Source organism: Streptomyces sp. NPDC060209 (assembly GCF_042728155.1).
Lineage (GTDB): Bacteria > Actinomycetota > Actinomycetes > Streptomycetales > Streptomycetaceae > Streptomyces.
The window spans coordinates 1-21,632 of sequence record NZ_JBHWZS010000093.1 but is presented as its reverse complement, the minus strand read 5'-3'; the positions used below and the strand labels follow the sequence as shown (position 1 = coordinate 21,632).

Sequence of the window (21,632 nt, the reverse complement as noted above, 5' to 3'; positions counted from 1 at the left end):
CCTACTGCGGGGAGGTCCGTTCCGACACCGCGCCGGGCACGCGCCGGCCGAGGCATCCCGCACCATAACGGCGCCAACGTCCTCAAGCACGCGTGAACGGGCACGAAACTGGGCAGCTACCCGGGGACCTGACGGGGTTCGGCGGTGGGGGGCCGTGATGGATTCACGTGATCATTCGGGCATGTCCGGGGCCAGACCCGGGGCCGGGCAGGAGCACGGCTGGGGGACCGTTCAGCCGCCTCCTCCTCCCGCCCGGCCTCCGACGGCAGGCCCGCCGCCACCGGGGGGCGCGCTGCGGGCAGTCGCCGCCGGACTGCTCAGCCTCTCCGGCCTGGGACTCGGCCACGTCCTGGTGCGCCGTCGGCGCAGGGCGGCGGTGATCTGGGCGGCGACCGCGGTCTTCCTGTTCGTCGCGCTGCCCGCCGATCCGGACGGGGTGCCCGCCGCCCTCGTCGCCGCGTATCTCCTGCTGCTCGTCCTCGCGGGGGCCGACGCGGCCCGCATCGCCCTGCGCACGGAGTTCGGTCCGTGGTCCCGGCCCGTCCTGGCCGCGGTGCTCGGACTGCTCCTGCTGGCCGTTCCGGTCGCCGGGACCGTCGCCTACGGCTCCGCACGCGACGAGGCCACGGAGCAGGAGCTGCTCGGCCGGCTGGAGGAGGGTGACAACCTGGTCGCCAAGGCGGCGAAGAGCTCGTTCCTCCTCTCCGCGCCCGACTACCGGTACGCGCTCACCCTCTACCGGGAACTGGGCGAGGACCACCCCGGATCGCGCGCCGCCGCGCTCGTGCCCAGGCGGCTCGAGGCCTATTACGCCGCTGTCGCCACGCCGTACCGTGCGAAGAACCACTGCGCGGCGGTCGAGCCCCTGACCTATCTGCGTACGCTCCCCGACACGGTGGACCGCAAGCTGCTCGGCGATCTCACCGACTGGCCCGACACCCCGCTCGCGGAGTCGCTGTACGGCTGCGGAGTCTCCCGGCTGGGCGGCACGGGGCCGGATTCCGGCAGCAAGGAGCTGGGCACCCTGCTGCGCACGTTCCCCCGGTCCGCCCAGGCCGGGCAGGTGGGCCCGGCCGTCAGCGGGACGATACGACAGCAGGTGGCCGGTCTGAAGGGTGCGGAACCCTGCACCGTGACCGACCAGCTGCGCCTGACGAGCACCCTGGTCGCGGAGCTGCCCGAGACCTCCGTCCCCTCCCTGGCACAGCAGGCCGACGCCGGCGTACGCGACGGGGTGTACGCCTGCGGTGTGGACGAGTTCAAGGACAAGCGGTTCGCCGACGCACGCCAGACCCTGACGGACTTCGCGGACACCTACAAGGAGGACGGGCGCAGGCAGCACGCCCGGGACATATCCACGGCGGCCGAGATAGCGGAGGTCCGGCCCTCGGCGGGCAAGCGGCTGCCGGGGAGCGGCAAGCCGGGCGGCGTCCGCATGGAGCTCGTCATCAGCAACGGCGCCCCCAACGACGTCGAGGTGCTCTACACGGGTCCGGTCACCGGGACGGTGAAGCTGAAGACCTGCGGCAGCTGCGAGCGGTTCAGCAGCGAGGCCACCGGCGCGGCGGGCGCCTGCAGGGCGAACGGCACGTCGTACCCGAAGGCACGGCTGCGGCTGCCCGCGGGCGAGTACCACTTCCTGTACAAGCACGGCACGGGAGCGACTTCGGCCGTGGACAGTTACGCCTCCGGTTCCAAGGTCGAGCCCGGCTACACGTACACGAGCTGCACCTATGTCATCGAGAGGGACCCGTACGGACTGGACCTTCCCGCCCTGCCGGATCTGCTGAAGCCCGCCTCCGCGCCCTGAGCAGCGGCCTCGGCCCACGCGGCCACGCGTCAGGCCGAGGTGCGCTTGCGGGTGCCCCGGGCAGTCTTCTTCGCCGCGGGCTTCTTCGCCGATGCCTTCTTCGCGGTCGCCTTCTTCGGCGCGGGCTTCCTGGCCGAGGTCCCCTTCGTCTCCGTCTCCTTCGCGGCCGGCTTCTTCGCGGCGGTCTTCTTCGCAGCCGCCCTCTTGGGTGCCGCCTTCTTCGACGGGGCCCGCTTCGAGGAGGCTCCGGACTTCTTCGCTCCGCCGCGGCCGGACCCGATGGGGTGGACGTCCGCGACCTCGTCCCCGTGCCCGCCGTCCTCCGCGTGCGACTCCTTCGCCGCCCGGACGCTGCTTTCCAGCGCCGCCATCAGGTCGATGACCTTGCCCCCGGGCTCCTCGGCCTCCTCCTCCGCGACGGGTTCACCGGCCGCCTTCGCCGCGACGAGTTCCTCGACCGCCTCGCGGTAGTCGTCGTGGAGAGTCTCCAGATCGGCGTCGCCGAGGGTGTTCATCAGTGCGTCCGCCAGGTCCAGCTCCGCGTCGCGGACCTTGACGCCGGAGTCGGGGGCGACGCCCTCCGGGGCACGGATCTCGTCCGGCCACAGCAGACCGTGCATCGCGATCACGTCGTCGACCACCCGCAGCATGCCGAGCCGTTCCCGCCCGCGCAGCGCGTACTTCGCGACGGCGACCTTGCCGCTCCGCCTCAGGGCCTCGCGCAGCAGGGCGTACGGCTTGGCGGCCGGGACACCGTTGGCCGAGAGGTAGTACGCCGCGTCCAGCTGGAGGGGGTCGATGGCCGAGGCCGGCACGAATCCCTCGATCTCGATCGTCTTGGCGGTGGGGAGCGGGAGCGAGGCGAGGTCCTCGTCGGTCACGGGGATCACGGTGCCGTCCGCGTCCTCGTACGCCTTGACGGTCTCGGAGGCCGGCACCTCCTCCTCGTCCAGCTCGCAGACCTTGCGGTAGCGGATCCGGCCGCCGTCGGAGAGGTGGATCTGCCGGAAGGAGATCGAATGGTTCTCGGTGGCGTTCATGAGCTTGACCGGGATGCTGACCAGACCGAACGAGATGGAGCCGTTCCAGATGGACCTCACCGTTCACCCCTTACGCCCGCCATGACCTCATCCGTACGATTTCATGTGATTCTTATCGTATGACGCCGATCACAGAGGTGGAGGGGCGGCGCCTGGCGCTCAGCAATCTCGACAAGGTGCTGTACCCGGCCACCGGTACGACCAAGGGCGAGGTGCTGCACTACTACGCGGCCACGGCGGCGGGTGCGATGCTGCCGCACCTGCGGGACCGCCCGCTGTCCTTCCTGCGGTACCCGGACGGCCCGGAGGGGCTGCGCTTCTTCACCAAGAATCCGCCGCCCGGTACGCCCGACTGGGTGCGCACGGCCCCGGTCCCCCGCAGCGACGACCCCGGAGCCCGGCAGGTGCTCGCCCAGGACCTGCCGTCGCTGATGTGGGCGGCGAACCTGGTGGTGGAGTTCCACACCCATCAGTGGCGGCAGGACTCCCCCGCCGTGGCCGACCGGATGGTGTTCGACCTGGACCCCGGGCCGCCCGCGAGCGTCGTCGAGTGCTGTGCGGTCGCCCTCTGGCTGCGGGACCGGCTGTCGGAGGACGGGCTGTCCTCGTACGGGAAGACCTCCGGCTCCAAGGGGCTGCATCTGCTCGTCCCCCTGGAGCCCACCCCCTCCGAGGAGGTGACGGCCTACGCGAAGACGCTGGCGGTCCAGGCGCAGGGCGCGCTGCCCGAGCTGGCCGTGCACCGGATGACGCGTGCGCTGCGCCCGGGGAAGGTGTTCGTGGATTTCAGCCAGAACGCCGCGGCGAAGACCACCGCTGCCCCGTACACCCTGCGCGCGAAGGGCAGCCCGACCGTCTCCGCGCCCGTCACCTGGGACGAGATCGAGGCGTGCGGGGCGCCGGATGATCTCCTCTTCCTCGCCGGTGACATGGCGGCGCGGCTGGAGCGGCACGGGGATCTGCTCGGTCCGCTGACCGATCCCGGGCAGGCGCGGCCCCTGCCCGGGGGTTGAGGGGCGTCGGAAGTACAGGGCTCGCACAGCACTTTCACAGACCCGGGCGGGCCGAGCGAGGAAAGGCCGCAAGTGGAGGGTGGATCGTCCTGGCCGTGGTGCACACTCTGCGCAGGCGCTGCTGCGCGGGCTTGGTTCCGCCGTGTCCGCCGCGCAGAGGGAAGACACGGGGAGGGTGTGGCGTGTTCACGGGGATCGACGAGGTCGACTGGGCCTCGATGGAGCATGCCTACGGCCCGGCCGACGATGTGCCGGGGCTCCTTTACGGACTCGCCTCCGCCGATCCGGCGGAGCGGGAGAGCGCGCTCGACGGAATGTACGGCGCGGTGCACCACCAGGGCGATGTGTACGCGTGCACTCTCGCGTGCATCCCGTTCCTCTTCGAACTGGCCGTGGATCCGGGCATACGGGACCGGGGCGGCATCGTCGAGCTGCTGACCAGCATCGGCGGCATCGATCTGGACGAGGACGACGAGAGCGAGCTGGACGAACTGGACGAGGACGAGATCGAGGGCGTGGCGAACTACGCGATGGCCGCGGCCGCCGTGTCCGCCGGGTCCGCGGTGTTCTTCGAGCTGGTCGCCGACGAGGACCCGGGAGTGCGGCTCGCCGCACCGCTGGCCCTGGCCACTCTGCACGGCCGGCCGGGCAGAGTGCTCGCGCTGCTGCGGGAGCGGCTGCCCGTGGAGGCGGACGACGAGGTGCGGCTCGCGCTCGTCGAGGCCGCCGGCCGGATCGCCCTGCGCCACCGGCCGCTCGCGGCGCGGGCGGCCGACTGGCTGAGCCGGCTCGCCGCGGAGGCGTATCCGCCCGGACTGCGACTGGCGGCCCTCGCCCAGCTGGCCAGGTGCGCCCCGGACGCGCTGCCCGGCGACGTCGTGCGGGTGGTGTCGGGGCTGCTGCGGGAGCTGCGCTCCCGGCCCTGCCGGCCGGAACCGTCCGCCGCGAAGGCGCCGGGTGGTGACGAGGCGGCGGCGGACCTGGCCGCCGCACCGACGCTGGTGGGCCAGCTGCGGGAGCTGTCGGCCGAGGAGCCCTCCGGCCGCAGCACCCCGTGGGCCGCCGACCTGCTGCGGACGCTGCACAGCGGTCTGGACGACCGGGTGGATGACCGTACGGCGCTGCTGATGGACCAGCTCCGCAGCCCGGATCCCTGGCAGCGCATCGACGCCGTAAGGATGAGCGGCGGGCTGATCCGGGCCTGGCGCGGTTCGTACGAGGGCCTGGTGCGGCTGGTCGGCGACCAGCTCACGGATCCGGAACCGCGGCTCGCGGATGCCGCCTCGCATGTGCTGGAGGAGCTGTTCGGCCTGGCGGCACCGGCGGCCGACGCCCTGGCCGGGCGGGTGGCGGCGGATCCCGGGGCGTGGGTGAAGGAGTGGACGAGCGGACCGCCCGGCCTGGGCTCGGCGGTGAAAGCGCTGGCCAGGCTGGGCGACGCCCGGGCGCTGCCCGCACTGGCGACCGCTCTGGAGCGGCCGGAGGTGCCGCACGACGTGGGGTTCGCGATCCGGTGTCTCGGCGACGCGGCGGCCCCGCTCGCCGGGGCGCTGCGACGCAGGCTCGGCGAGGTCGGCCTGGACGAGGGCGCTTACGACCGGGCGAGCCCGCTGCTCGCCGGGCTGACGGCGCTGCGCGCGGGCGAGGCCGCTCCGGAGGTGCTGCGGGTGCTGCGGGGGGCACCCGAGTACCGCGGCGAGTGGCTGCGTACGGCGGCCCTGCGGGCGCTGGGTTCGTTCGGGCCGGCTGCCCACTGCGCCGTTCCGGAGCTGCGGCGGCTGATCCTCCGGCCCGGGACGGCGGCGGCCACGGAGGCGGCGGAGGCCCTGTGGGCGGTCACAGGTGACGCCGGCGCGGTGCTTCCGGTGCTGGCCGAGGGCCTGGGGGCGGAGCAGGTGCACGACTGCCGGGCAGCCGCGAGCGCGCTGGGCGGGCTGGGCCGGCGGGCCGAGGCGGTGGCGCCCAGACTGCGGGCCCTGCTGGCGCACGACGAGCTGTGGCTCCGGGTCGACGCCGCGATCGCCCTGTGGGAGATATCGGGACGGGCCGGTGAGGCGGTGCCGGTGCTCCTTTCCGCGTGGGAGAAGAACCGGCACGTCAGAGTCCGGGTAGCCGAATGTCTGGCGCGGATGGGTCCGGCTGGTGCAGGGTCGGACGCGGCACAGGTCTTGCGCGCCGAGCTCCTCTCCGTACGCCGTCACAACGCGATGGACGGCGGATGCGGCAGTCACGACACTTATGAGGACGAGAAGCTGCTGGCGCTCTGCCGGCGGGCACTTCTGGGACACACGGGGAAAGGAACCACATCATGATCATTTTCGGTACACGGGGCTATCTCTATCAGCTGGCGGTCCTGACGATGGTGTGCGGCTGGTGCGGCAATCCCGCGGCGCACACCCTGCGCAAGCGGGTCACCAAGTTCACGCTGTTCTTCGTGCCGCTGTTCCCGTTCTCCACGAAGTACGCGACGCAGTGCACCTTCTGCGGCGGGGAGCGGCAGATACCGAAGGAGCAGGCCGAGCAGCTGCTGGCGCAGGCCCAGGGCGGACAGGACGGCAATCCGTACGGCGCGGCGCAGCAGCAGCCCGGCTACGCGCCTCCCGGCGGCCAGAACCCGTACCAGAGCTGAGCCGCCTCGGGAGCGCCTGCCAAGGAGTGTCACGAAGCTGACATAAGGGAAATAACACCCGCCTCTTGCTACGTTGCGGAGCATGACCGCAACGACGGCGGACTCACGCCCGCCCGAGCTACGCCTGCCCAAGCGGCGCGGGGTCGAGCTCTCGCTCCTGATCGGGGCCGTGCTCATCTCCGTCTACGGCTACGCCGCCGTCGGCCTCGCCCGGAACAACGCCGTACCCCCCGATGTCGCCGGGTACGGCGCCGGTCTCGGTCTCCTCGCACTGCTGGCCCACCTCGCGGTCCGCTTCCGCGCCCCGTTCGCCGATCCGCTGCTGCTGCCCATCGCCGTCCTGCTCAACGGACTGGGTCTGGTGCTGATCTACCGCCTCGATCTGGAGACCCCGAGCGACCGGGCGGCGACGACACAGCTGATCTGGTCCACGCTCGGGGTCGCCTTCTTCATCGCCGTCGTCGTCCTGCTGCGCGACCACCGGGTGCTCCAGCGATACGCGTACCTCTCGGTCTCCGCGGCACTCGTGCTGATGATCGTGCCGATCTTCTTCCCGGCGGTGAACGGGGCCAAGATCTGGATCCGGGTCGGCGGACTCTCCTTCCAGCCCGGCGAGTTCGCCAAGATCCTCCTCGCGGTCTTCTTCGCCGCGTACCTCGCCGCGAACCGCAACGCGCTCGCGTACACCGGCCGCAGGATCTGGAAGCTCCAGTTCCCCACCGGCCGGGTCCTGGGTCCCATCGTCGCGATCTGGCTGCTCAGCGTCGGCGTCCTCGTCCTCGAACGGGACCTCGGCACCTCGCTGCTCTTCTTCGGCCTCTTCGTGATCCTGCTCTACGTGGCCACCGGCAGGACCGGCTGGATCGCCGTCGGGCTGCTCCTCGCCGCCGCGGGCGCCTTCGCCGTCGGCTCGTTCGAACCCCATGTGCACAGCAGGGTGGAGGACTGGCTGGACCCTTACGCCACGATCGACGCGGGCCAGGGGCCCAGTCAGCTCGCCCAGTCCCTCTTCGCGTTCGCCGCGGGCGGCATGCTCGGCACCGGCCTCGGGCTCGGCCACTCCATCCTCATCGGCTTCGCCGCGAAGTCCGACTTCATCCTGGCCACCGCGGGCGAGGAGCTCGGCCTGGCCGGGCTCACCGCGATCTTCCTGCTGTACGCGCTGCTGGTGGCCCGCGGCTTCCGGGCGGGCCTGGCCCTGCGGGACCCTTTCGGGCGGCTGCTGTCGATCGGCCTCGCCTCGATCCTGGCGCTCCAGGTCTTCGTGATCGCGGGCGGGGTCATGGGGCTGATCCCGCTGACCGGGATGGCGATGCCGTTCCTGGCCCAGGGCGGTTCGTCCGTGGTCACCAACTGGATCATCGTGGCGCTGCTCATCCGGGTCAGCGACGTGGCCCGCACGCCTGGTCCCCCCGCCGAGACCGGACCCGCCGGGGAGGAAAAGTGATCCCGTACATCCGGCGCGCCGCCGGATTCTGCCTGTTCCTGCTCCTCGCCCTGCTGGCGAACGCCGCCCGTGTCCAGCTCTTCGAGGCCGACGAACTCAACAGCAACTCCGCCAACCGCCGTACCACCATCGACCGTTACGACCAGCCACGCGGCAACATCCTGGTCGGCGACGAACCCGTCACCGGGTCGAAGAACACCGGCGAGCAACTCGCGTACGAGCGCACCTACCGCCACGGCCCGCTGTACGCGCCGGTGACGGGCTACGCCTCGCAGACGTACGGCACCACGCTGCTGGAGAACGCCGAGGACGGCATCCTCTCCGGCACCGACCCGATCCTGGCCCCGCTCCCGCTGTGGGGTGACATCACGCGCAGCCGGCAGCCGGGCGGCAACGTCGTCACCACCATCGAGGACTCGATGCAACGCGCCGCGTACGAGGGCCTGGACGGCCGGCGCGGCGCGGTCGCCGCCCTCGACCCGGCCACCGGGCGGATCCTGGCGCTGGTCTCCTCCCCCTCGTACGACCCCGAGCTGCTCTCCGGCACGGGCTCCGCCGTCACCGACGCGTGGACGCGGCTGAACCGGGCGCAGAGCCGGCCGATGCTCAACCGGGCCATCCGGCAGACCTATCCGCCCGGCTCGGCCTTCAAGATCGTGACGGCGGCGGCGGCTCTGGACGCCCAGGTGGTCACCGATCCGGACGCGGCGACGGACACCCCGTCCCCGTACGTCCTGCCGGGTACCTCCACCGTGCTGCCCAACGAGGCGCGGGGCTGTGAGAAGGCGTCCCTGGCGGAGGCGATCCGGGTCTCCTGCAACACGGTGATGGCCCATCTCGGCGTCGAGGTGGGCCTGGACGGGATGCTGGAGACGGTGGAGAGGTTCGGCTTCAACGACAACGACCTGAAGATCCCCTCCCGGGTGGCCCGCAGCAACTTCGACTCGGACATGAGCGACGACCAGCTGGCCCAGTCCTCGATCGGCCAGTTCGACACGACGGCCACCCCGCTCCAGATGGCGATGGTGGCCTCGGCGGTCGCGAACGGCGGCGATCTCCGGCGCCCCCACCTGGTGGACCGGGTGACGACCGACGACGGCGACACGGTCCGGCAGCAGGGCTCGGACTCGTACCGCCAGGCGATGAACCCGGCGACGGCGCAGCAGCTCCAGCGGATGATGATCGACGTCGTGGAGGACGGCACCGGCACGAACGCTGCGATCGACGGAGTGACCGTCGGCGGGAAGACGGGCACCGCCCAGCACGGAGTCGACAACTCCGGTACCCCGTACGCCTGGTTCATCGCGTGGGCGCGGGCCCCCGACTCCGGCCGCCCGGCGGTCGCCGTCGCGGTGGTCGTGGAGGACGCCGAGGCCGACCGGGCCGACGTCAGTGGGGGCGGCGACGCGGCTCCGATCGCCCGGGCGGTCATGGAGGCGGCGCTCGACGACTGAGGCCGGTCCGGGGACCATCGCCGCACGAGGACCGAGACTGGCTCCATGACTGCGGCTCTCGAAGCGTCTCTCGCCCGGATCGGCCGGCTCGACCCGGAGCTCTGCGCGTTCACGGAGGTATGGCACGAGGAGGCGCGGGCCCGGGTGGAGGCCGCTTCCCGTCTCCCTCTCGCCGGGCTGCCGTTCGCGGTGAAGGGCCGCACTGGCATCCGCTCGTACGCCGCCCGCCGCCTGGTCGCCGCGGGCGGTGTCCCGGTCGGAGCGACCTCCGTCCCCGGCCCCGGTACGCCGTGGCAGACCTGGGGGCAGGGGGCGCACGGCCGCACGGTCAACCCCTGGCGTCCCGACCGGACTCCGGGCGGATCGTCCGCGGGGTCGGCGGTGGCGGTCGCCGCGGGCATGGTGGATCTGGCGACCGGCAACGACGGGGCGGGGTCGGTACGGATCCCGGCGGCATGGTGCGGGGTGTTCGGTCTGAAGACGACCGCGGGCCTACTGCCCTCCCCGGACCGCACGGGCCTGGCGTCCCCCGGTGTCCTCGCGAGCTCCGCGGACCGGGCGGAGGCATACCTGCGCCATGTGACGGACGGGTACGCGCCGCAGCCCGCACGGCTCCCCGTTCCGGCCGTCTACAGCCCCGACCTGGGATTCGCCCCGGTCACCCAGGAGATCGCGGACCTCACGCGGCGTGCGGTCGGCCGCCTGGTGTCCGCCGGAGCGGTACGCCTCGTGCCCGGCTCCTGCGAACTGCTCGACCCGGCGGAGGCGTGGTTCGCGGTGCGCGGGGGCAGCCCGACCCCCTCCACGGAGCGGCTCCGCGCGGCCAACGACCGCACGCTCGACGCTCTCTTCGCGCGCACGCCGCTGCTGCTCACCCCGGTCGCGCCCACCCCGCCGCACGGCCACGAGGGCCCGGGGGACGTCTATTCCACCGCACTCACCTGGGCGTTCAACCTCAGCGGCCATCCGGCGGCGAGCCTGCCCGCCGGCTTCACGGCGGACGGCTGCCCCGCGGGGCTCCAACTGGTGACCGGCCGGGGAACGGACGCGGCGCTGCTCGGCATCGCCCGCGCGCTGGAGCGTGCGCTCGGCCGGACGCCCCTCAGCCGATCGGCTTCCGGATCTCCGCCCTGACCTTCGCCGTCTCCTCGGCGGCCTTCACCAGGTCGATGGACCCCGCGTCCTTCACCACCTCGCCAGGGCGGATCACGGCCACCATGGCCGCGGTGTTGGCGTCGCCCCAGGCGCACATCGGCGCATTGGTCGTCGTGCCGAGGTCCGTCCAGCGCACGACCTGGCACTCCACCGTGATGCCGTAGCCGTCGGGCTCGAAAGCCTTGGCCGGCACGACCACTTTCGCGCCCTCTGCCTCGGCCGCGCCCTTCATGATCTGGTCACGTGTCAACGCGGGGCTCGCCAGCCGTCCGTACATCCCCGAGAGGACCAGGACACCGCCTTCGTCGGACGTGTACTGCGCGACGGCGGCCTTCCCGTCCCGGACGCTCGGATCGGGGGCCTCCTCGATCTCCTTGCCCTCCGTGTCCGACAGGTCCTGGCCGAGGGTGAACTCCTCGTCCAGCACCTTCTTTTGCACCACGAGCTCGTGCGTGGCCGGGGGGAACACCGCGTCCGCCCCCTTGTCGACCAGCTGGAACGCTCCGAAGCCGATTCCCACGACGAGGACGGACGCCCCGAGCACGAGACCGACGACGAGCCCCGTCCGTCTCCTGCGCGGCTGCTGCGGCGGCCATCCGGGCATTCCCGGCTGCATTCCCGGCTGCCCCCACGGGCCGGGGGCCCCCTGGGGCTGCGGCGGGTAGGGGCCGGGCGGGGGCTGCTGCCCGTACGGACCGTGCGGGGGCGGGGACTGAGGCGGCCCGTACGGACCTTGTGGCGGCATGCTCATGCGCTCACGTTACGTCGCCACGGAGAACAGGAATTCGACGTACGGGCTATCGGCACCAGCTCGAAAGGTATGCCCCGTCAGCTCAGCGGTTCCAGCCGCGCGCGCCACTCGGCAGGAGCATCCTCCACCCCGGCCGCCGCCCCTACGACGCCTCCGGTGATGGCACACGTCGTGTCCACGTCCCCGAAGCCGTCCGCCGTAGCCCACAGGGCCCCCTCCAGGTCGTCCGGGTGCCGGGCGGCGGTCCACAGTGCGAACGGCACCGTGTCGTCGGCCCTGATGCGCCGTCCGTTGCCCAGGAGGTCGGCGGCCTTCCACGGCTCCGTGGCGAACGGCACCTCCGCGGCACGGAGCACGCCCTCCCGCACCGGCCCCTCCGGAGTGCGCGCCGCGACCGCCTCCAGCGTGAACTCACCGCGTACCGACAGTGCCGCCGCGACAGCCAGCGCCACCGCGCCGGCGACGCCCTCCGGATGGGCGTGGGTGACGACCGCCGAGAGCGCGGCCTGTTCGACGGCCCGGCCGACATCCGCGTGGAAGCGCGCTCCGAGCGGCGCGACCCGCATCGCCGCTCCGTTTCCGAGGCTGCCGCCCTCGAAGAGCCCGGGGGCCAGGGTCCGCCAGTCACCCGGCGAGGCCAGCAGCTCCGGGAGGAGGATGTGCATGCCATGGCCGTAGCCACGGGCGGGGTCCACCGCGAAGGCCAGGGCGAAGTACCGGGCGAGCCGGTCCTGGTCGACCCGCCCGCACTCGTCCAGGACCCGGTGCAGGGCGAAGGCCAGCGCGGTGTCGTCGGTCCAGTGCCACACCGGCTCGGGCGGGGTTCGGCGCGCGCGGACCTCGGCGTACGCCTGCCGGGGCGGCCGGAAGAGCGGGAACCACCGCTCCCCGAAGGCGTCGCCGAGCGCGAGCGCTTCGAGGCTTCGGCGCGCGGCGGCCGCATCCCCTGTGCGGGAGGTCGAGTTCATGGCCCTCATACTCTCCGGGCGGCCCGGCGGCGTACATCCGTTTGTCCGGGCCGGCCACCGGTGCGGGCGGGGCGTTCAGCGTTCGGTGCCGCCGTCCGCTATCGCCTCCGCGACCTCCGCGACCCGCGCCTGCTCCTCCACCGCGAAGCGGTCGCGGTCCAGTTGCTCGGCTATCTCCTCGTCCTGGGCCATCAGCAGGTCCAGATTCGAGTCGCCCAGCTCGAACACACCCATGTCTACGTAGGCCTTCTGGAGCCGTTCGCCCCAGAGGCCGATGTCCTTGACACAGGGGACGATCCGGCTGAACAACAGCTTGCGGAAGAGCTGCAGGTACTCCGAGTGCTCGGAGAGGTCCTTGGCCTCCTGCTTGCCGATGCCGAAGTTCTCCAGGACCTCCACACCGCTGAGCCGGTCGCGCATCAGGTAGCAGCCCTCGATGACGAACTCCTCGCGCTCGCGCAGTTCGGCGTCGCTCAACTGCTTGTAGTAGTCGCGCAGCGCCATGCGTCCGAAGGCCACGTGCCGGGCCTCGTCCTGCATGACGTAGGCGAGGATCTGCTTGGGCAGCGGCCTGGTGGTGGTGTCGCGGATCATGCCGAACGCGGCGAGCGCCAGCCCTTCGATGAGGACCTGCATACCGAGGTAGGGCATGTCCCAGCGGGAGTCACGCAGGGTGTCGCCGAGCAGTCCCTGGAGGTTGTCGTTGATCGGGTAGAGCATCCCGACCTTCTCGTGCAGGAAGCGGCCGTAGATCTCCGCGTGCCGCGCCTCGTCCATCGTCTGGGTCGCGGAGTAGAACTTCGCGTCCAGGTCGGGGACCGACTCCACGATCCGGGCGGCGCAGACCATGGCGCCCTGCTCACCGTGCAGGAACTGGCTGAACTGCCAGGAGGTGTAGTGCCTGCGCAGTTCGCCGCGGTCCCGCTCGGTCATCTTCGCCCAGTGCGGGGTGCCGTAGAGCGTGAGTGCCTCGTCCGGGGTGCCGAGCGGGTCGGCGGGGTCGACCTCCAGGCTCCAGTCGATGCGCTTGTTGCCGTCCCACTGCTTGTCCTTGCCCTTCTGGTAGAGGGCGAGGAGGCGTTCACGGCCGTCGTCGTAGTCCCAGCTGAACCGGGCCGCTCCGGTGGCAGGCACCTGCCATGTCGGCGCGGGGGGTGCGGTGGTGTAGAGGTCGTGTGTCGACACGGACAGCTCCTTCGCCTGGCGAGGATCGTGCATTCCGTGGTGCTGACGTCAGTTGGCAGGTTCACACGTTGGTAGACGCGCGGTCAACAAGTCGTGCACAGGGGATTGACTGCCTTGCTGACAGGCAGTCTCATAATTCCTGACCGGAAACCTGACCGCCGGTAACCCATGTGCGAGGTGCCTTCAGCGATGACGACAGTGACCGACGAGGACATCCAGGCGCTCCGCGACGCGCTCGGCCCGCTCAAGGACCGCGAACAGGTCGCGGCCCGCCTGCTCGAGGCCTCGGCCAAGCACTCCTTCGATCCGGACACCGAGCTCGACTGGGATTCGGCCGTCGAGGAGGGCAAGTGGTTCTGGCCACCCGAGCTGGTCTCCCTCTACGACACCCCGCTGTGGCGGAAGATGTCGGAGGAGCAGCGGATGGACCTGGCGCGCCACGAGGCGGCGTCGCTGGCATCGCTCGGGATCTGGTTCGAGATCATCCTGATGCAGCTGCTCGTCCGGCACATCTATGACAAGTCCGTGACCAGCAAGCACGTCCGTTACGCCCTCACCGAGATAGCCGACGAGTGCCGGCACTCCATGATGTTCGCCCGCATGATCGAGTGGGGCGGGGCGCCCGCCTACCCGGTCCCCCGGCGCTATCACAACCTGGCGCGGGTGCTGAAGACCATCTCCACCACCCCCGGTTCGTTCGCCGCGACCCTGCTCGGCGAGGAGATCCTGGACTGGATGCAGCGGCTCACCTTCCCCGACGAGCGCGTCCAGTCGCTCGTACGCGGAGTGACCCGCATCCATGTCGTCGAGGAGGCCAGGCATGTGCGCTACGCCCGCGAGGAACTGCGCCGCCAGATGGTGACCGCGCCCCTCTGGGAGCGGCGGCTGACCCGGCTCAACTGCGGTGAGGCGGCACGTGTCTTCTCCGTCTGCTTCGTCAACCCGCAGGTCTACGAGAACGTCGGCCTGGACCGCCACGAGGCCGTCGCGCAGGTGAAGGCGAGCGGCCACCGGGCGGAGGTCATGCAGACGGGGGCGAAGCGCCTCACCGACTTCTTCGACGACATCGGTGTGCTCAACGGGGTGGGCCGCAGGCTGTGGAAGAGTTCGGGCCTGCTGGCCTGAGGCCGCTCCCCCTTCCGGAGGGAGCGCTTAGGCTTCGGAGTATGACCTCCGCACCCGCAGCACCGCCGGCCCGCGCGTACCGTCGCCTGGGTGTCGAGGAACGCCGCGCCCAACTGCTGGGCGCGGCACTGACGCTCTTCGCCCACCGGGCACCGGACGACGTGTCGATCGACGAGGTGGCGGCGGCCGCCGGGGTCTCCCGTCCGCTGGTCTACCGCTACTTCCCCGGCGGCAGGCAGCAGTTGTACGAGGCCGCCCTCGGTTCGGCCGCCGAGCAGCTGACGCTCTGCTTCTCGGAACCCGCCGTGGGCCCGCCCACCGAGCGGGTCAGCCGGGTCCTGGACCGCTACCTCGGCTTCGTCGATCAGCACGACGCCGGTTTCAGCGCGTTGCTGCGTGGCGGCAGCGTGGCCGAGACCTCGCGCACGTCCACGATCGTGGACGGCGTCCGCCGGTCGGCGGCGGAGCAGATCCTGCTCCACCTGGGCCGGGGCGGCGGCCCGGGGCAGGAACCCGCCGGACCACGCCTGCGGATGATGGTGCGCACCTGGATCGCGGCCGTGGAGGCTGCGTCCCTGATCTGGCTGGACGAGGAGAAGCAGCCGTCGGCCTCCGACCTGCGGGGCTGGCTGGTCGACCATCTGATGGCCCTGCTCGCGGTCACGGCGGCCTCGGACGAGGAGACGGAAGCCGTGGTGGCGGCCCTGTTGAGCCAGGAGACCGCCGACGGTCCGGCAGGGCGCCTCGCGGCCCTGATCATCCCGGTGGCAGGGCACGCGGCACATCTGCTGCCGCCTGGGTGACACTGGCCCGGTGAAAAGCGAGAACACGCCCTTCCGCGGCGGCCCCCTGGACGGCCGGGTGCTGCCCGTCCTGCTCGGGCCGACCGGTCATCCGCCCAAGTGGTACGAGGTCCCGGTGCCGGACGCCGACGGCGGCCCCGCGACCGTGTACGCCTACCGGCGCACTCCGGCGGGCTATTCGAAGCGGCTCGGGCTGCAGCGCGGCTGGGTGTACGAATTCGCCCCCGACGGCCGTGAGCGTTTCACCCCCAAGTGGCCCTGGAACAGGCCCCGCAGCGGGTCCTGAGCGGCATCCGCACCCGCGCCCGTAAGATCGGCGGTCAGGTGCCGAGGGCACGGTGACAAGGGGGGTGCGCCATGGAGGCGCTGCGTCAGGACGATCCACGCCACTTCGGCCCGTACACCGCGCTGGTGCGCTTCCGCGAGAGCGCGAGCGCCGTGCACTACCTGGCCCGGGGCCTGGACCGCGACGATCTCGCCGTGGTGTCGGCCGCCCGGCCCGCCCTCGCCTCCCTGCCCGCCTTCCGGCGCCGCTTCCGGTCCGAGGCCCGCACCGCCGAGCGGCTGGCCGGTGGCTGGGTGCAGCCGCCGCTCGCCTCCCCCGAGGACGACGGCCTGTGGACGGCCACGGCCTATGTCCCCGCGGTGACTCTCGCCGAGGCGATCGGCCTCGCCGGACCGCTGCCCGAGCGTGCCGTGCGGATACTGGGCGCGGGCCTGGCCGAGACGCTCTCCCGGGTGCACGCCACCGGGGCCGTGCTCCAGGGGCTGGCGCCGGACACGGTGCTGCTGGCCGAGGACGGCCCCCGGCTGACCGCGTTCGGGCCTCTGGGGGCTGCCGCCTCCGCCGAGGCCCGGGAGGGCGGGCAGCTGTCCGTACGGCTGGGCTATCTCACCCCCGAGCAGGTCGAGGGCAAGGAAGTGGGCCCGGCGTCAGACCTGTTCGTCCTGGGCCTGCTGCTGGCGTACGCGGCGACCGGGACGACCCCGCTCGCCGACGGCCCCGTGGAGGAGGCGGCAGAGCGGATCGCCCACGGATCCGCCGAACTCGGGTCCGTACCTGCCGAGTTGCGCACCCTGATCGCGGGCTGTCTGGCCAAGGACCCGGACGGCCGGCCCGCTGCGGGATCGGTAGCCGCGGAACTGGCGCTGGAGGGTGCCGCGGGCCTCGCCAAGGGCGGCTGGCTTCCGGGACCGCTGTCGGCCGCCGTGACGGACCAGGCCGCGCGGGTGCGGGTCCTGGAGGCGCCGGTGGACCCGGTCCAGGACGCGGTGCCGGCCCCCGTCGAGGACAAGGTGCCCACGGACGCTGTGCCCACGGACAGCGGCGCGCCCACCGTCGACGGCAGCGGGGACATCGGTGAGGACAGCCGGACCACGCGCTTCCTGGGGACCGGGGCGCGCGCCCCGCAGTCCGACCGGGCGACGACACAGCTCGCCGTCCCCCGTGAAGCGACCGGCGCCGCACCCCCGCTCTCCCCGGCAACCGCCCTGCCGCCCGCACCCGCACCCGCACAGCCCTACCCGTACGCGTACCCCGCCGCGCAGGGCGCGCCCGCCCCGCTCCCACCGGCTCTGCCCGCCGCGGCGCCGCCCACCGCCGCGCCGCGCGCCGCGTCCGTCCCGGCCCCCGGCCGGCGGGCGCTGCTCACCACCGTCGCCGTCGGTGCGGCCGGACTGGTCCTGGGCGGGGCCGCCGTGTCCGTGCTGGGATCCGACGAGCCCGCCACCGCCGCCGACGACAAGCCGTCGGCCGAGCCCCGGCCCACCGTTCCCGGCCGGGCGCCGGATCCCCGGTGGACGTACACCCGGCCGGCCTCCGCGCCGGCGCCGCTCACCGCGGGCGTCTGGCAGGACAAGCTGCTGGTGCTGACGGACACGGCCGGGGCGACCGCCGTCGACCTCCGCACCGGGCGGAAGCTCTGGGAGCGTGCCGACGCAGCCGGGGCCCAAGCGGTCCTGGCGGCCGGGGACGGCCTCTGCTTCCTGGCGACCCCGACGGAATTCCTCTGGCTGTCACCGAAGGACGGGCGGATCGAGCACCGGGTGCGCTTCGTGGACCAGTTCACCGGCGTACCGAACATGAAGGTGGCCCCGCTCACCGGCCTGTCCGGGTCCGTCCTCTGGTTCACCGGCTCCCACACCGTCATCGTGAAGGCGCCGAAGCCGAAGAAGGGCAAGAAGCCCGGCAAGGACACACAGGTCGTCAAGGCGTACTTCTTCGCGTACGACGTCGTGCGGCGCAAGGAGCTCTGGCGCGTCGCCGTCCCCGCGGGCCGGGCCCCCGGCACCCCTTCCTACCGGCTCATCGCCGTCAGGAACGCCGACCTCCTCGTACGCCAGGACGCGGGCACGCTCACCCCCGCCGACGTCGCGGCGGGCAAGGGCAAGGCGTTCTTCCTCTCCTTCGACCGCGCCACGGGGAAGCTCCTGTGGAACCGGCAGTTCGGCGCGGTCGCACCTGCCGGCGCGGCGGCAGGTGACCAGGAGGGGCAGCTCTACGGCGCGGTGGGCGCCGGTCTGCAGGCCTTCGAGACGGGTACCGGGAAGCCGGTCTGGACGCTGAACGGCACTGCGCCGTCCGCCTTCGGTACGCCTGTCCCGGCCGGGAAGCTGCTCCACATCACGAACCGCGACCAGGAGGTCGGGGCGGTCGAGCGGGCGACCGGAAAGCTGCTCTGGCGGCGGTCCACCGAGGTTCCGCTCGGCGGCGACGCCCCCACGCTCACGCTGAGCGGCGGCGGTAGGACGCTGCTCGCCGCGGACGCCTCCCAGGTGACCGCTTTCGCCGCGGCGGACGGGCGCCGGCTGTGGAAGTTCCAGGACATCGGGACCCAGGACCCGAAGGGCGCCACGGTCAGCGCGCCCTACCGGGTGCTGGCCGCCGGGAAGACCTCCGTCGTCCAGCGGGAACGGGCCTTCTACGCCTTCCCCGTGGAGTGACCGGCGGCTCACGCCCGCGCCACCTGGAGTCCGCCGTTCGGGGCACGCCCCGGGCGGCACGCCGGGAGGTTCTTGCATCACCCGCGGCCGAGTGACCGGATGGACGAGATCCGAGCACTTGTGGGGTAGTCCGATTAATCGGCGTCGCCCCAGACACCGGAGGTGATCTCGTGTCGGGCAGAATCACACGCGCCCTCTGCACGGCGGCACTGGCCGCGGTCGTCGCCGCCTCCCCCGCCGTCGCCGAGCCGTCCGGACCGGAACCCGCACCGGCTGCCGGACCGGCTCCGCAGAGCGTGGCCGGGCTGCTGAAGCAGTTGCAGACGCTCTATCAGAAGGCCGAGGAGGCCGGCGAGCTCTACAACGGCACCGAGGAAGAGCTGAAGAAGCGGGCGGCCGAGGCAAGGAAACTGCGCGGCGATGTGGCCAGGGCCCGGACGGCCCTGGACACCGGACGCCGCGACGCCGGGCGACTGGCACGTGACCAGTACCAGGGGCGCACCGACTTCTCCGTGTACCTGCGGCTGCTGCTGGCCGAGGACCCGTCCCGCGCCCTGGAACAGAGCCATGTCATCGAGCGCGCCCAGGCCGGCCGTTCGGCCGTCGTCGACCGGCTGACCGGGGCGGAGAGGCACGCGGAGGTCCTGGCTGCCAAGTCCCGCGCGGCACAGGAACGGCAGCGGGTGCTGGCCGCACAGCAGAAGAAGCAGCACGACACCGTGCAGTCCCGGCTGAAGGGCATCGAGACGATGCTGGCCTCCCTGTCGGCCGAGCAGCTCGCCGCTCTGTCAGCGCTTGAGGAGAAGAACATCGGCGAGGCCCAGGACGCGCTCACGGCTTCGGGGGCACTCAGCTCGGTCCGCCCGCCGTCCGAGGAGGGCGGGGAGGCCGTCCGCTACGCCGTCGAGCAGATCGGCAAGCCGTACGTGTGGGGCGCGGAGGGGCCGGAGTCGTACGACTGCTCCGGGCTCACGTCGCAGGCCTGGTCGGCTGCGGGCCGGGACATCCCGCGCACCTCGCAGGAACAGTGGCGCCGGCTGCCGAAGGTGCCGGTCGGCTCGCTGCGCCCCGGCGATCTGGTGGTCTACTTCCCGAAGGCGACTCACGTCGCGCTCTACATCGGCAACGGCCTGGTGGTGCAGGCGCCCAGGCCCGGAGCCACGGTGAAGGTCTCACCACTGGCCTCGAACCCTCTGCTCGGGGCTGTCCGCCCCGACCCGGACAGCGAGCCGCTGAGCGCGTACACGCTGCCGGAACTGCCCGAGGACGCAACCTCGGGGGCGGACACCGGATACGACGCCCCGGAGGCGTGAGAACCGGGCCGGCGCGTTCGTCTGTGCCTGTTCAGCTCACGCTGCGCGCGTTCCCTCACACTGCCGTCCGGCACCAGTGGCCCCGCCCGCGGTGTGGCACAGGTCACCGGAACCCCTCGGCCCGGCCGGAGAGGTAGGTGGTGTGAGGTCTACTGAACAGGGAGATCGGGAGCGCATGCGTGCACGAATCAGGGCGGGCGACCGCGAGGCGTTCGCCGCGCTCTACGAGGAGCACGCGCGGGCGGTCTACAACCACGCCTACCGGCTGACGGGCGACTGGTCGACGGCCGAGGATGTCATGTCCGAGACCTTCCTGGCCGCCTGGCGTACCCGTCATGCCGTCGAGCCGGACGGCGACTCGCTGCGGCCGTGGCTGCTCGGGATCGCCACGAACAGAGCGCGCAACGCAAAACGCGGTACAGGGCGGCGCCTGGCCTTCCTGGCCCGCCGCCCCGCCCCGGAACCGGTGGCGGACATCGCGGACGCCACGGCCGGACGCGTCGACGACGCACGGCGGCTCGCCGCGGTCCAGCAGGCGCTGGGCGGGCTCCGCCGCCAGGAACGCGAGGTGCTGCTCCTCTGCGTCTGGTCCGGGCTGGACTACGCCGAGGCCGCCGAGGCCCTGGGCATCCCGGTGGGCACGGTGCGGTCGCGGCTGTCCCGTGCCCGCAACCGGCTGCGGCGGCTCACCGACGAGGAACTCGGCCGGATACCGGACGGGGCCGCGCGAGACGCACGCCCCGGAGAAGCGGTCCGACCCGGAAGGGAACCCCGCCCAGGCCGCGGAGAGGTAGGGAGCAGGGCCGCGTTCGTGGCCCTGCCCATCCAGGAGGAAGCCCGATGAACGACCGCACCTCCGGCCCCGGGCGGGCCGAACGCGAGGAACTGGCCCGGCTGTTGCCGGCCCCGGCCGAACGGGACCTCCCCCCGGGCCGTCATCTCCACCACAAGGACACCCTGATGCGTCTGATCGACCAGGACGGCGACCGCGCCACCGCTCGCCCCCGCCCCCGCCTCCTGCGCCCCGCCGTCCTGCTGCCCGCCGTCGGACTGGCCCTGGGCGGGGTGCTGCTGACCACGCTCGCCGTGGCCGGCCAGGACAGCGCTCCGGCACCTTCCGCCTCGGGCACGGCCACCGCCCCTCGTGGCGCGGCCGTATTGCTCGACCGGATCGCGTCGGTCGCCGGGAGGAGCAGCGAACAGACGGTCACCGGCGACCAGTTCGTGTACGTCAGGACATTGCAGACCGGGAACGAGGGCAAGTTCGGTGGCCCGGTGAAGCTGACCGAGCCCCGCGAGCGTGAGGTCTGGATGGCGCAGACGGCGGGTCCGGTGATCGACGTCGGCCTGATCCACCAGGACGGCTCGTACATCCCGATCACCGTCGGGGTCCCGGACGGCGAGCCCGCCGTCGGCTACCCGGCCGGCCTCGACCGGCCGACGTACGCGTGGCTGGCCTCACTGCCCACCGAGCCCGACGTCCTGCTCCGGCGGCTCACCACCGAGATCACCCGGGACCAGGACTCGCGCGACACCCCGGCCGAGGACCGGGACCAGGCCCAGGACGCCTTCGACGCCATCGGTGAGCTGCTGCGGGAGACGGTGATGCCTCCGAGGACCGCGGCCGCCCTCTACAAGGCCGCCGCGAAGATCCCCGGCGTGACCGAGGATTCCGACGCGGTGGACGCGGCCGGCCGGCACGGGATCGGTGTGGCCCGCGACAACACCCGGACCGGTGAGCGCACCGCCTGGATCTTCGACTCGACCACCCTGGAGTACCTGGGCGAACGGAGCTACCTCATCAGGGACACCTCCATGGGCAGCAAGGGCACCCTGGTCCACGTGTCGGCGGTCCTGGAGCGCGCGGTGGTCGACGCCCTCCGCGAGGATCCGTCGACGACGGCCTGATCCCGACAGGGAGCTGCCGGGGCGTGGCTACGCGCCCCGGCCCGCGTACGCGTCCTCGACGGCGCCGGCGAGGCGCAGGGCGGCGGCG

18 protein-coding genes are annotated in these 21,632 nt (G+C 72.4%); 14 read left to right on the top strand and 4 right to left on the bottom strand.

Features of this window, described 5'->3' with window-relative positions:
- Positions 1-181 precede the first annotated feature (181 nt).
- The gene (locus ACFWFI_RS19410) at positions 182-1,810 is read left to right on the top strand and encodes a hypothetical protein (protein ID WP_387391498.1); all 1,629 of its coding nucleotides are present in this window, start codon (positions 182-184) and stop codon (positions 1,808-1,810) included.
- 29 nt (positions 1,811-1,839) lie between these two features.
- Here the strand turns inward: ACFWFI_RS19410 and ACFWFI_RS19405 are convergent, their stop codons facing one another.
- Entirely contained in the window at positions 1,840-2,910 is a 1,071-nt protein-coding gene (locus ACFWFI_RS19405; RefSeq protein WP_387391495.1) for a non-homologous end joining protein Ku, read from the bottom strand.
- 59 nt (positions 2,911-2,969) lie between these two features.
- Here ACFWFI_RS19405 and ligD point away from each other — a divergent pair, with 59 nt between their 5' ends.
- The 6 genes from ligD (at position 2,970) to ACFWFI_RS19375 (ending at position 10,527) form a co-directional block, all read left to right on the top strand.
- The gene (gene ligD / locus ACFWFI_RS19400) at positions 2,970-3,863 is read left to right on the top strand and encodes a non-homologous end-joining DNA ligase (RefSeq protein WP_387391493.1); all 894 of its coding nucleotides are present in this window, start codon (positions 2,970-2,972) and stop codon (positions 3,861-3,863) included.
- Between the two features lie 182 nt (positions 3,864-4,045).
- Positions 4,046-6,175, top strand: a complete 2,130-nt coding sequence (locus tag ACFWFI_RS19395; protein WP_387391491.1) for a PBS lyase — start codon at positions 4,046-4,048, stop codon at positions 6,173-6,175.
- Entirely contained in the window at positions 6,172-6,492 is a 321-nt protein-coding gene (locus ACFWFI_RS19390; protein WP_383563391.1) for a zinc ribbon domain-containing protein, read from the top strand. The genes ACFWFI_RS19395 and ACFWFI_RS19390 overlap by 4 nt, the downstream gene beginning before the upstream one ends.
- An 82-nt stretch (positions 6,493-6,574) precedes the next feature.
- Positions 6,575-7,939: an FtsW/RodA/SpoVE family cell cycle protein gene (locus ACFWFI_RS19385; RefSeq protein WP_387391488.1), complete on the top strand. Its 1,365-nt coding sequence runs from the start codon at positions 6,575-6,577 to the stop codon at positions 7,937-7,939.
- A complete protein-coding gene (locus ACFWFI_RS19380; protein ID WP_387391486.1) occupies positions 7,936-9,393 on the top strand; it encodes a peptidoglycan D,D-transpeptidase FtsI family protein in 1,458 nt (485 codons plus the stop codon). The genes ACFWFI_RS19385 and ACFWFI_RS19380 overlap by 4 nt, the downstream gene beginning before the upstream one ends.
- A 45-nt stretch (positions 9,394-9,438) precedes the next feature.
- Positions 9,439-10,527 carry an amidase family protein gene (locus ACFWFI_RS19375; RefSeq protein WP_387391484.1) on the top strand — a complete coding sequence of 363 codons (1,089 nt, stop codon included), beginning with the start codon at positions 9,439-9,441 and terminating at the stop codon, positions 10,525-10,527.
- Here ACFWFI_RS19375 and ACFWFI_RS19370 read toward each other — a convergent pair.
- The 3 genes from ACFWFI_RS19370 to ACFWFI_RS19360 all read right to left on the bottom strand — a co-directional run bounded on the left by ACFWFI_RS19370 (position 10,496) and on the right by ACFWFI_RS19360 (position 13,452).
- Positions 10,496-11,299 carry a hypothetical protein gene (locus tag ACFWFI_RS19370; protein ID WP_387391482.1) on the bottom strand — a complete coding sequence of 268 codons (804 nt, stop codon included), beginning with the start codon at positions 11,297-11,299 and terminating at the stop codon, positions 10,496-10,498. The genes ACFWFI_RS19375 and ACFWFI_RS19370 overlap by 32 nt on opposite strands.
- A gap of 77 nt (positions 11,300-11,376) precedes the next feature.
- Complete coding sequence (locus ACFWFI_RS19365) at positions 11,377-12,276, bottom strand: ADP-ribosylglycohydrolase family protein (RefSeq protein WP_387391480.1); 900 nt, start codon at positions 12,274-12,276, stop codon at positions 11,377-11,379.
- A 66-nt stretch (positions 12,277-12,342) separates the two neighbouring features.
- Entirely contained in the window at positions 12,343-13,452 is a 1,110-nt protein-coding gene (locus tag ACFWFI_RS19360; RefSeq protein ID WP_387391477.1) for a ferritin-like domain-containing protein, read from the bottom strand.
- 189 nt (positions 13,453-13,641) lie between these two features.
- On the opposite strand from ACFWFI_RS19360, the gene ACFWFI_RS19355 reads away from it, so the two are divergent.
- From ACFWFI_RS19355 to ACFWFI_RS19325, 7 genes are all read left to right on the top strand, one after another.
- Entirely contained in the window at positions 13,642-14,577 is a 936-nt protein-coding gene (locus ACFWFI_RS19355; RefSeq protein WP_387391474.1) for an AurF N-oxygenase family protein, read from the top strand.
- 41 nt (positions 14,578-14,618) lie between these two features.
- A complete protein-coding gene (locus ACFWFI_RS19350; RefSeq protein WP_387391471.1) occupies positions 14,619-15,380 on the top strand; it encodes a TetR/AcrR family transcriptional regulator in 762 nt (253 codons plus the stop codon).
- A gap of 10 nt (positions 15,381-15,390) precedes the next feature.
- Entirely contained in the window at positions 15,391-15,666 is a 276-nt protein-coding gene (locus ACFWFI_RS19345) for a hypothetical protein (RefSeq protein WP_387391468.1), read from the top strand.
- Positions 15,667-15,737: 71 nt separating this feature from the next.
- Entirely contained in the window at positions 15,738-18,323 is a 2,586-nt protein-coding gene (locus tag ACFWFI_RS19340; protein WP_387391465.1) for an outer membrane protein assembly factor BamB family protein, read from the top strand.
- Positions 18,324-18,493: 170 nt separating this feature from the next.
- Positions 18,494-19,636, top strand: a complete 1,143-nt coding sequence (locus ACFWFI_RS19335) for a C40 family peptidase (protein WP_387391462.1) — start codon at positions 18,494-18,496, stop codon at positions 19,634-19,636.
- Between the two features lie 175 nt (positions 19,637-19,811).
- Positions 19,812-20,480, top strand: coding sequence for an RNA polymerase sigma factor (locus ACFWFI_RS19330; protein WP_387391460.1), 669 nt, complete (start codon positions 19,812-19,814; stop codon positions 20,478-20,480).
- Positions 20,477-21,544 carry a CU044_5270 family protein gene (locus tag ACFWFI_RS19325; protein ID WP_387391457.1) on the top strand — a complete coding sequence of 356 codons (1,068 nt, stop codon included), beginning with the start codon at positions 20,477-20,479 and terminating at the stop codon, positions 21,542-21,544. Before ACFWFI_RS19330 ends, ACFWFI_RS19325 begins: the two co-directional genes overlap by 4 nt.
- The last annotated feature ends 88 nt before the right edge of the window (positions 21,545-21,632 follow it).

What these genes read in the sequence shown, in the direction of transcription:
- ACFWFI_RS19410 (WP_387391498.1), top strand. Translation starts at nt 182, where the DNA reads ATGTCCGGGGCCAGACCCGGGGCCGGGCAGGAGCACGGCTGGGGGACC.
- ligD (WP_387391493.1), top strand. Translation starts at nt 2,970, where the DNA reads ATGACGCCGATCACAGAGGTGGAGGGGCGGCGCCTGGCGCTCAGCAAT.
- ACFWFI_RS19390 (WP_383563391.1), top strand. Translation starts at nt 6,172, where the DNA reads ATGATCATTTTCGGTACACGGGGCTATCTCTATCAGCTGGCGGTCCTG.
- ACFWFI_RS19385 (WP_387391488.1), top strand. Translation starts at nt 6,575, where the DNA reads ATGACCGCAACGACGGCGGACTCACGCCCGCCCGAGCTACGCCTGCCC.
- ACFWFI_RS19375 (WP_387391484.1), top strand. Translation starts at nt 9,439, where the DNA reads ATGACTGCGGCTCTCGAAGCGTCTCTCGCCCGGATCGGCCGGCTCGAC.
- ACFWFI_RS19370 (WP_387391482.1), bottom strand. Translation starts at nt 11,299, where the DNA reads ATGAGCATGCCGCCACAAGGTCCGTACGGGCCGCCTCAGTCCCCGCCC.
- ACFWFI_RS19365 (WP_387391480.1), bottom strand. Translation starts at nt 12,276, where the DNA reads ATGAGGGCCATGAACTCGACCTCCCGCACAGGGGATGCGGCCGCCGCG.
- ACFWFI_RS19355 (WP_387391474.1), top strand. Translation starts at nt 13,642, where the DNA reads ATGACGACAGTGACCGACGAGGACATCCAGGCGCTCCGCGACGCGCTC.
- ACFWFI_RS19350 (WP_387391471.1), top strand. Translation starts at nt 14,619, where the DNA reads ATGACCTCCGCACCCGCAGCACCGCCGGCCCGCGCGTACCGTCGCCTG.
- ACFWFI_RS19340 (WP_387391465.1), top strand. Translation starts at nt 15,738, where the DNA reads ATGGAGGCGCTGCGTCAGGACGATCCACGCCACTTCGGCCCGTACACC.
- ACFWFI_RS19330 (WP_387391460.1), top strand. Translation starts at nt 19,812, where the DNA reads ATGCGTGCACGAATCAGGGCGGGCGACCGCGAGGCGTTCGCCGCGCTC.
- ACFWFI_RS19325 (WP_387391457.1), top strand. Translation starts at nt 20,477, where the DNA reads ATGAACGACCGCACCTCCGGCCCCGGGCGGGCCGAACGCGAGGAACTG.